This window comes from Pseudomonas sp. GW821-FHT09A09, assembly GCF_059418405.1.
Genome location: NZ_JBWKPU010000006.1, coordinates 13,170 through 22,806 on the forward strand (window position 1 = coordinate 13,170; position 9,637 = coordinate 22,806).

General features: G+C 64.8%; 6 protein-coding genes. All 6 read left to right on the forward strand.

Features of this window, described 5'->3' with window-relative positions; genetic code table 11:
• The first annotated feature begins 81 nt into the window (after positions 1–81).
• The 6 genes from AC07OV_RS06765 to AC07OV_RS06790 all read left to right on the forward strand — a co-directional run bounded on the left by AC07OV_RS06765 (position 82) and on the right by AC07OV_RS06790 (position 9,510).
• Positions 82–1,314, forward strand: a complete 1,233-nt coding sequence (locus AC07OV_RS06765; protein WP_495091862.1) for an acyl-CoA dehydrogenase family protein — start codon at positions 82–84, stop codon at positions 1,312–1,314.
• 158 nt (positions 1,315–1,472) lie between these two features.
• Positions 1,473–3,239: an ABC transporter ATP-binding protein gene (locus tag AC07OV_RS06770; RefSeq protein ID WP_495091863.1), complete on the forward strand. Its 1,767-nt coding sequence runs from the start codon at positions 1,473–1,475 to the stop codon at positions 3,237–3,239.
• Positions 3,232–5,058 (forward strand): ABC transporter ATP-binding protein, encoded by a 1,827-nt coding sequence (locus AC07OV_RS06775; RefSeq protein WP_495091864.1) that lies wholly within the window; start codon positions 3,232–3,234, stop codon positions 5,056–5,058. Before AC07OV_RS06770 ends, AC07OV_RS06775 begins: the two co-directional genes overlap by 8 nt.
• A gap of 1,047 nt (positions 5,059–6,105) precedes the next feature.
• Complete coding sequence (locus tag AC07OV_RS06780) at positions 6,106–7,257, forward strand: LLM class flavin-dependent oxidoreductase (protein WP_494998743.1); 1,152 nt, start codon at positions 6,106–6,108, stop codon at positions 7,255–7,257.
• A gap of 20 nt (positions 7,258–7,277) precedes the next feature.
• On the forward strand, positions 7,278–8,336 hold the full coding sequence (locus AC07OV_RS06785; RefSeq protein ID WP_495091865.1) for an ABC transporter substrate-binding protein: 1,059 nt from the start codon (positions 7,278–7,280) through the stop codon (positions 8,334–8,336).
• A 115-nt stretch (positions 8,337–8,451) separates the two neighbouring features.
• Positions 8,452–9,510, forward strand: coding sequence for an ABC transporter substrate-binding protein (locus AC07OV_RS06790; protein ID WP_495091866.1), 1,059 nt, complete (start codon positions 8,452–8,454; stop codon positions 9,508–9,510).
• The last annotated feature ends 127 nt before the right edge of the window (positions 9,511–9,637 follow it).

Sequence of the window (9,637 nt, forward strand, 5' to 3'; positions counted from 1 at the left end):
CCCCCCCTCCCCCCCCCCCCCCCCCCCCCCCCCCCCCCCCCGGGCTCCTACAGGTCGGGGTAAACCAATAGGAATGAGTACATGACAACATACGAACAGGCCCCCATACGCCAGCTGCACAGCGAAGCCGAGGCCATCGCCGCTGCCCATGAAATCGCCGTGGAGATCGCCGCCATTGCCGCCGACCACAGGCAAAACGGCCAACTACCGTGGCGCCAGGCACAGCTGCTTTCTGAAAGCGGCATCACCGCCATCGGCGTACCCAAGGCCTTCGGCGGGCTTGGCGCGTCGGTGCAAACCATCGTCGAAACCGTGCGCATCATCTCGGTGGCGGATGGCGGCGTGGGGCAGTTGCTGCAGATCCATAACGTGATGCTGCGCGGCATCTTCAACGGTTACCCCGACGCCGTGCGTGATCGCCTGGTCAGCGATGTGCTGGCCGGCAAACGCTTCGGCAATGCCCTGGCCGAGGTCGGCGGCAAGAACAAGTTTGCGCTCAAGACCCGCGTCGAACGCCGTGAGGATGGCGCCCTGGTGCTCAACGGCAGCAAGTTCTACTCCACCGGCTCCTACCTGGCCGAATGGATCTCCCTCACCGCCGCCTCGGAGGATGGCGGCGCGGGCGTGCTGCTCAACCGCAATGCGCCAGGCCTGACCCTGGTGGATGACTGGGAGGCGTTCGGCCAGAAGAACTCGGTAAGCGGCACGGTGAATTTCGACAACATCCTGCTCGACGAAGACTACGTGTCACGGCGCAAAGGCCCGATGAAACGCACCGGGCTGACCTTCCCGCAGATCCTTCACGCAGCCATCGACACCGGCATTGCTGCCGGGGCGCTGTCGGCCGCCGTGGATTACCTCAAGCACAACGCACGGCCATGGGTGGAAAGCGGCGTCGATCACGCCAATGAGGAGCCGCACATCATCAAACAGATCGGCGAATACGCCGTGGCCCTGCGCGCCGCCGAGTCGCTGTTGCGCGATGCGGCACGGGTGTTTGATGCCCACGAGCTGGACCCGGAGAACAAGGCACTGCAAGACGAACTGATCCTCTCTGTCGCCACCGCCCGCGCCCACTCCGACAGCGCTTCGCTGAAGATCTCCAGCGACATCTTCTCGCTGCTCGGCGCCAGCGCGTCCCTGAGCAAATGGAACCTGGACCGCTTCTGGCGCAACGCCCGGGTGCACACCACCCACGACCCGATCCGCTGGCGCCTGCACCACGTGGGCAACTACTACCTCAATGACGTAGACCCGGGCGAATACACCGCGATCCTCAACGCCAAGGAAACCCAGGGCGCCACCCAAAAATAACCACACGCCCCTGTAGGAGCCCGGCTTGCCGGCGATAGCGATTCCGAGGACGCCATCGCCGGCAAGCTCCCCCCCCCCCCCCCCCCCCCCCCCCCCCCCCCCCCCCCCCCCCGCTCCTACAACGGGCGAGTGAATTCCTTTTTGCCGATGAGCTTTTCATGATCGAAAGACACCCTCTTCTGCGCAGCCTGGCAATCTACCGGGAAATGCCCTGGCGGTTCAGCCTGGTGGCAGCGCTGTACATCGCCATCAACCTGGGGCTGGTCTGGCAGCAATGGCTGATAGGCCACGCCGTCAACGACGTCAGCGCCGGCCGTGCCGTAGTGCATCACGCCGACGGCAGCCTCGACGCCAGCCTGGGTTGGTACTGGCTGGGCCTGATGCTGGCCGTGGCCCTGGGCCGTGGCGTGCTGCAATACGTCGCCAGCGTGCTGTCGCTGGTGATCAGCCAGGAACTGCTGACACGCCTGCGCGAACGCATCCTGGCCCAGGTGCAAAGCCTGCACCTGGGCTACCACTGGCAGCACGGCATGGGCGAGATGATCACCCGCACCACCCGGGACGCCGACAAGGTGCGCGACGCGCTGATCACCTTCTGGCGGCAGTTGGTCGAAACGCCGCTGGTGGTACTGGCCACCGTGGGCTTGCTGAGTTGGTATGACCCACTGCTGGGCCTGGTGCCGCTGCTGCTGACGGTCACGGGCCTGGGCATTTTTGTGCTGCAAACCGAGCGGCTGGTCGGACTCGACCGTGCCGTCGGCAGCGCTTACGACCGCGTCAATCAGGACCTGAGCGAGGGCATTGGCGGCGTGCGGGTGATCAAATCATTCGCGCTGGAGCAACCGCGTATCCAGGGCTTTGCCGACCAAGTGGCGGTGTTTGCCACGTTGGCGCGGCAGGCACTGGCCTATTCCAGTTCACGCATCCCACTGCCCCAGGCGGTGGTCGCGCTGGGGCACGTGTGGATCCTGGTGTACGGCGCGCATCTCGTTGCGGCCGGTCAGTTAGGGATTGGTGAGTTGGTCACCTCCCTGTTGATCGCCACCACGCTGGTGTTCCGCATCGAAGGTATCGGCCGGGTGATGCAGACGTTCGCCGACGCCCGCGCCAGTGCCGAGCGCATCTGGCAATTGCTTGATGCACCGGCCGCGATCCGCAGCGGCACTGCCGCCCTGCCTGCCAGTCCCTTGGGGCTCAAGCTCGACGCGGTGAGTGTCACCGCGCCCGGCGGTGGCCGCGACATTCTGCAGGGCTGTTCGCTGACCTTGCAGCCCGGTGAGATCGTCGCATTGGTCGGCGCCACGGGCACTGGCAAGAGCCTGCTGGCCAGCCTGTTACCCCGTTTGAGCGATGTGACGGCCGGGCGCGTATTGCTGGGCTCGGACCGTCAGGGCTGGCAGGACATCCGCGCGCTACAACTGGGCCCATTGCGCCAACGGGTGCACGTCGTACCGCAGGAGAGCTTCCTGTTCGCCGGCACCCTCGCCGCCAATTTGCGCCTGACGGCACCCGGCGCCAGCGACGAACAACTGCGCGACGCCCTGCACCTGGCCGCCGCCGAAGACGTGTTGCAACGCCTGCCCCACGGCCTGGAAACGCCCCTGGGCGATCGCGGCGTCACCCTGTCCGGCGGCCAGCGTCAACGCCTGTGCCTGGCCCGCGCGTTGCTGGGCAAACCGGACATCCTGTGCCTGGACGACGCCACCAGCGCCCTCGACGCCATCAGCGAACGCCAGGTGCTGCACAACCTGCGGCAGCTGCACGGCACGACGGTGCTGGTGATCTCCAGCAAGCTCTCGACCATCCTGCTGGCCGACCGCGTGCTGATGCTCGACGCCGGCCACATCGTCGCCCAGGGCACCCACACCCACCTGCAATCCACCGACGCGGCTTACCGCGACCTGCTGGGGATCGACCATGGCTAACCCGCTGCCAGGCAAAGCCTTGAGCGACATCGAAATCGAAGAAATGCTGGCGAAAAAAGCCCTCGACCGGGGCATGTTCAAGCGCTTGCTGCCACTGCTGCGACCGATCCGCCGTCAGATCCTGATGGTGATCGGCATCGAGATCCTGCTGGTGTTCACCGTGTTCCTGCGCCCGTGGTTCGTGCGCGAACTGCTTGATCGCGGGTTGGTGCAGAGCACCGATCATTGGCTGCTGGATGAGCGCCTGGTGTTGTGGCTGGGCCTGGGCCTGGCGGCGAGCTGGCTGGCGCGCTTCCTGTTGGCCGGGGTCTCGCAGTTCGTCGCCGGCAGCGCGGCGATCCGGGTGCTGAACGCCTTGCGCGTGCAGGTGTTCGCCCATGTGCAGGGCTTGAGCGTGAGCTACTTCGACCAGACCCGTGCCGGGCGCATCATTTCCCGGGTCGACCGCGACGTGGACGCCCTTGAGCCGCTGGTGATCCAGGGCCCACCGGAATTACTCGGCGCCGTGCTGCGTTGCGGCCTTGCGTCGGTGATGCTCTGGCGCATCGACCCACGCTTCTTTCTGAGCCTGGTGGCGACGGTGCCGCTGCTGGTGATCGCCACGTGGAGCTTCAAGCGCATCTCCCAGCGCAACTGGGCCAAGGTCGCGGAAAACCGCAGCCGCTTTACCGCGCACTTGGTCGAAAGCGTCAGCGGTGCACGCCTGCTGCAACAGTGCGCCCAGGAAACGCCCAACCTGCGGCGTTATCGCGGGCTGCTGGATGACTTCAACCACGCGCTGATTCGCGGCAGCCTGCGCTCGTCGTGGTTTGCGCCGTTTACCGCCCTGCTCAGCTCGGCCGGCATTGCACTGTTGCTGCTGGTGGGCGCGTACGGCTTGGCGGCGGGCGACGTCAGTGTGGGCCAGGTGGCTGAAAGCCTGTTCTACGTGTTTCTGTTCTTGGGGCCGCTGCAGGAACTGTCGGACCTGTTCGAGCGTTACGCCACGGGGTCGGCGTCGGCGCAACGGATCTTCCTGCTGCTCGACACCCGCCCGCAGATCGTCGACAGCCCCACACCTGAACCACTGCCGCTGGCACGCGGTGACGTGCAGTTTGACCGGGTGGGATTCAGCTATGGGCAGACGCCGGTCCTCACCGGGCTGAACCTGCATATTGCGGCGGGTGAAGTGCTGGCGATTGTCGGCCCGTCCGGCCATGGCAAGAGCACGCTGGTGCAGTTGCTGACGCGTTTCTACGAAGCCCAGACCGGCGCGGTGCGGCTCGACGGCATTGACGTGCGCGACCTGGCGCAACACACCTTGCGTCGGCATGTGGGGGTGGTGTTGCAGGACAATGTGTTGTTCAGCGGCAGCATCCTCGACAACCTGCGCCTGGCCGCGTCCCAGGCGTCTGAAGCAGCGTTGATTGCGGCGGCCCGTGAGTTGGGGGCGGATGAGGTGTTGGAGCGGCTGCCCCATCAGTACCACACCGAGGTGGGGCCGTTGGGGGCGCATTTGAGCCATGGGCAGCGGCAGTTGGTGTGCCTGGTGCGCGCGTACCTGGCCGACCCGGCGGTGCTGGTGCTGGATGAGGCGACGTCGGCGGTGGATATTCATACGGAGCGGCGGATTCAGCGGGCGTTGCGACGGCTGTGTGAGGGGCGCACGGCGATCATTATTGCGCATCGGCTGGCGACGATTCGGGATGCGGATCGGATCGCAGTGGTGCGGCATGGGCAGGTGGTGGAAGTGGGGGGGCATGGGGAGTTGATGGAGAGGGATGGGGTGTATGCGGGGTTGTATCGGAGTTATTTGTTGAGTGCGGAGGTGGTGGTTTGACGTCGTGTACATATCCGTTTTTTGGGTGATGGCGGCTTATGGTTCCGCCCTTACGGCGGCTCACTTTGGAAAAGCCCCAAAGTAAGCAAAGGGCTCTTGCCCCAACACTCGGCACCTCGCCTAGGCTCGGTGTGCCCTCACTCCGGCTTGAATCCGTGGGCCGCCGTCATGGGCCATCCTTGGCCCAGGACGGCTAACCCGGCGTCCTGCCGGGTTACCCACGAATTCAAGCCTGCGTTCGGCCAGCGTGTTTGACGGGGCGCCTAAGATCAAGATCAAAAACAAACGCGGCGGCCTGGTAGCCGACCGGTGGAGTTTGTTGATCGCATTCCCCTGTAGGAGCCGGCTTGCCGGCGATGCAGACACCTCGGTGAAACAGGCACACCGCGTTGATGCCATCGCAGGCAAGCCAGCTCCCACAGTGGGGCTCCGGGTTCTGCCTGGTTTTTTTTGCGTCATCGTTGACGACCATCGCCCGCAAGCGGGCTCCTACAGTGGACCGCGTTTGCCGTTGCCTTTGCTCCACACCACTCAAGCCGGCTGTCAGGCCGCTGTGCTCTTGCTTTTGATCTGAGGCGCCCCGTCAAACACGCTGGCCGGAATTCGGCAGGGATTTGGGGGGTAAGCCGGCAGGACGCTGGCTTAGCCGCCCCGCGCCATGGATGGCGCGTGGCGGCGGCCCCCCAAATCACTGTCGGATTACGGGCACACCGAGCCTAGGCGAGGTGCCGAGTGTTGGGGCAAGAGCCCTTTTGGTTACTTTTGGCTGGGCCGGCATTCCGGGCTCTTTTCCAAAAGTGACCCGCCGTAAGGGCGGAACCATAAGCAGCCATCACCCAAAAAACGGATATGTACTCCCACCCCAAAAACAAGCCACTGCTTCACCCCCAACACCCACTGCTGCACCACTGCTGCTCCAGCAGCACCCCCACCCCCAACTCCCCCGCCAACCCAAGCCCCCACGGCTCCCAGCCCCCATGGCATGCCCGTTGCACACATCCCCCCATGAGGTCCCTCGCACCTCGCACGACCGAATCAGGAGCACCCATGAGCACTGAATTTTTCTGGCGCCTGCCACTGGGCACCGACGGCCCGCAACTCACCACCGACAAACACAACCGCGGCAACCCCCACTACCGCCCCGGCCACATCGCCCCTGGCCGCCTGCCCAACGGCGAACCCGACGACTTCACCTACATCGACTACATCGCCCAAGTCGCCAAAGCCGCCGAACTCGCCGGGTTCGAAGGTGCGCTGCTGCCCACCGGCCCCGAGCCGTGGATTGCCGCCGCCGCGCTGGCCCGGGAAACCCGGCGCATCAAGTTCCTGATCGCCTTCCAGGCCACCTGGACCCTGCCCGCCTACGCCGCCCAGCAGGCCGCGATCCTGCAGAACCTCAGCCGTGGCCGCCTGGACTGGAACATCATCACCGGCGGCAACCCCGCCAGCCAACGTGCCAATGGCGACTTCCTGGAACACGACCTGCGCTACAAGCGCACCGGCGAATTCCTCGACATCATCCAGGGCTTGTGGGCCAACGAAAAATTCTCCTACGACGGCGATATCTACCAGCTCGAAAACGGCGCCCTGCCCCACGGCCTGCAGAACGAGCGCAAGCCCGGGGTGTATTTCTCCGGTTTCTCGGACGCCGCCCTCGGTGTGGCCGCCAAGCACGCCGACGTGTACCTGAACTGGGCCGAGCCCATCGACAAACTCAAGCCGCACATCGACCGCGTGCGTGAGCTGGCCGACAAACAGGGTCGCAGCGTGCGGTTTGGCCTGCGGGTCGACCTGTTCGCCCGCGAGACCGAAGAGCTAGCCTGGAAAGACCTGCGCCGTCAGTTCGACAAGCTCGAAGGCAAGCCCAGTGCCGTGGCGAAGGGGTTTACCAGCGGGTCGGACTCGGTAGGTGCTGCGCGGCAGACCGCCTACCACCAGAACGTCGACCGTTTTGACGACCTGATCATCGGCCCCAACCTGTGGGCCGGTTTTGCCAAGGCCAAGCCGGGCCCCACGGTCGGCCTGGTGGGCAGCCACGAAAACATCGCCGAGCGCCTGGTGGAATACCGCGACGCCGGTTTCTCGACGTTTATCCTCGCCGGCAACCCGCACCTGGAAGAAGCCCTGCGCATTGGCCAGGAAGTCTTGCCGCTGGTGCACCAACGCCCGGCCCTGCAACCCTTGAAAGCCAGCGCCTGAGCGCTGCGGGAGAACCTGTGATGACGCAACCCCTCGACACCCTCTGGTACACCCGTTGCCCGGTGCCCACCGGCCTGGGCATCGCTGTGCAGAAAGGCTGGCTGCAAGACACCGTCGGCGCCCTCGGCACCGAGGTGCAGTCCCTGCGCGAGTCCAACGACAAGGCCGTGCGCGAGTCGCACTTCGACCACACCCTGCAAAACTCGGTACGCCACGGCGGCAATATCCCGGCGATCTGGGCCCGTGCCCAAGGCCGCGAGACCCGTGTGATCGGTTTGTCCTGGGCCGATGAGGTGCAACTGATCCTGACCCGCCAGGACAGCGGCATCAAGACCGTCAAAGACCTCAGGGGCCGCACCTTCGGCCTGCCGGACTGGGCCGGCGCGCAGATCGACTTCACCCGTGCCCAGGCGTTGCGTGGCCTGGAAAACGCCCTGTCGCTGGAAGGCTTGAAGGTTGGCGATGTGAAGCTGGTCAACTTCCGCTACGGCGGCACGTTCAGCGACAGCGCGGTGCGCAATGTGGCGGGCACGCCGGTCAATACACAAGTGAGCGAGCGCAACCTGGAACTGATCGGCCTGTTGCGCGGCGAAGTCGATGCGATCTTCCTCAAGGGCGCCAGCGCGGCCCAGCATGCCCATGATTTCGGCCTGCACACGGTGATCGACACCGGTTCCCACCCCGACCCGCTGATCCGCAGCAACAACGGCACACCGCGCACCCTGGCGGTGGACCTGAACCTGCTGGAGCAGCATTTCGACGTGGCCGCCGGCATCCTCGACTCGGTGCTGCGTGCCGAGCAATGGGCCCACACCCACCCCGAAGACACCCGCCGCTACCTGGCGCGGGAAACCAACAGCAGCGAGTACTGGGTGAGCGCCGCCTACGGCGAAGATGCGCACCTGCGCCTGCGCACCGAACTGGACGAACAAGCCATCGCCGCCCTGCAGGACTTCACAAACTTCCTGCACCGCTGGCGCTTTATTCCCAACACCTTCGACGTGCGCGAATGGATCGATGCACGGCCGCTGCATGCGCTGCATGCGCTGCAAGACGGCAACACCGCACTCGCCAGCTAACCCTGTAGGAGCCCGGCTTGCCGGCGATGGCGTACTCATGGCCCCCATCGCCGGCAAGCCGAGCTCCTACAGGTCGGGCAGCGTCGAAATTTCATGGAGTTGAACGAAGACCTTTATGAGCAAACCACTCGATACCCTCTGGTACACCCACAGCCCGGTGCCCACCGGGCTTGGCATTGCCGTGCAATCCGGGCGGCTGGCCGAAGCCTTCCTGCCCTACGGCACCAACATCCAATCGCTGCGCGAATCCACTGAACGGGAAGTGCGCGAAGCCCACTACGACCATCACCTGCAAAACTCGGTGCGCCATGGCGGCAACATCCCGGCGATCTGGGCCTATGCCAGTGGCGTCGAGACCCGCGTGCTGGGGCTGTCGTGGAGCGACGAAGTGCAGTTGATCCTGACCACCGCCGAAAGCGGTGTGAAGAACGTGCGCGACTTGAAAAATCGCCGCTTCGGCCTGCCCAAGTGGGCCAACGTGCAGATCGACTTCACCCGCGCCCAGGCCCTGCGTGGCCTGGAAAACGCGCTGAAGCTGGAAGGTTTGAACGTCAGCGATGTGGAGCTGGTGGACTACCCCTACGGCGGCACCTACAGCGACAACCAGACCTCCTACGTGTACGGCCCCGAAGTCAGCCTGGGCGTCAGCCGTTTCAGCCGGCGCAATAACGAACTGATCGGCCTGCTGCGCGGCGATATCGACGCGATCTTCCTCAAGGGCGCCCATGCCGTGCACCTGGCCAACGAGTTTGGGCTGCACGTGGTGGTCGACACCGGCTCCCACCCCGACCCGCTGATCCGCAGCAACAACGGCACGCCGCGCACCCTCACGGTGGACATCAACCTGCTGCAGGAACACTTCGATGCCAGCGTGAAAATCGTCGACACCGTGTTGCGCACCGAGCAATGGGCCTGGGCCAATCCGGATGAGACCCGACGCTTTCTGGCCAAGGAACTGAACACCAGTGAGTATTGGGTGACGGCGGCGTATGGCGAGGATGCGCATCGGCGGTTGCGTACCACCCTGGACTCGCGGTCGATTGAAGCGTTGCAGGATTTCACGGATTTTCTGTTTCGCTGGCATTTCATTCCAAGGCGCTTCGATGTGCGTGACTGGATTGATTTCAGTGTGCTGGAAAAGGTCATTGGTTCTACCTCCCGCGTTGCCGTATAACCCCGCCCCCAATATTGCGGTTTACCCACACACCTGTAGGAGCCCGGCTTGCCGGCGATGGCGATTTCAATGACGTCATCGCCTGTCTCTTCTCCCCATCTCCGAGCCCACGAGACTGAGTACAACA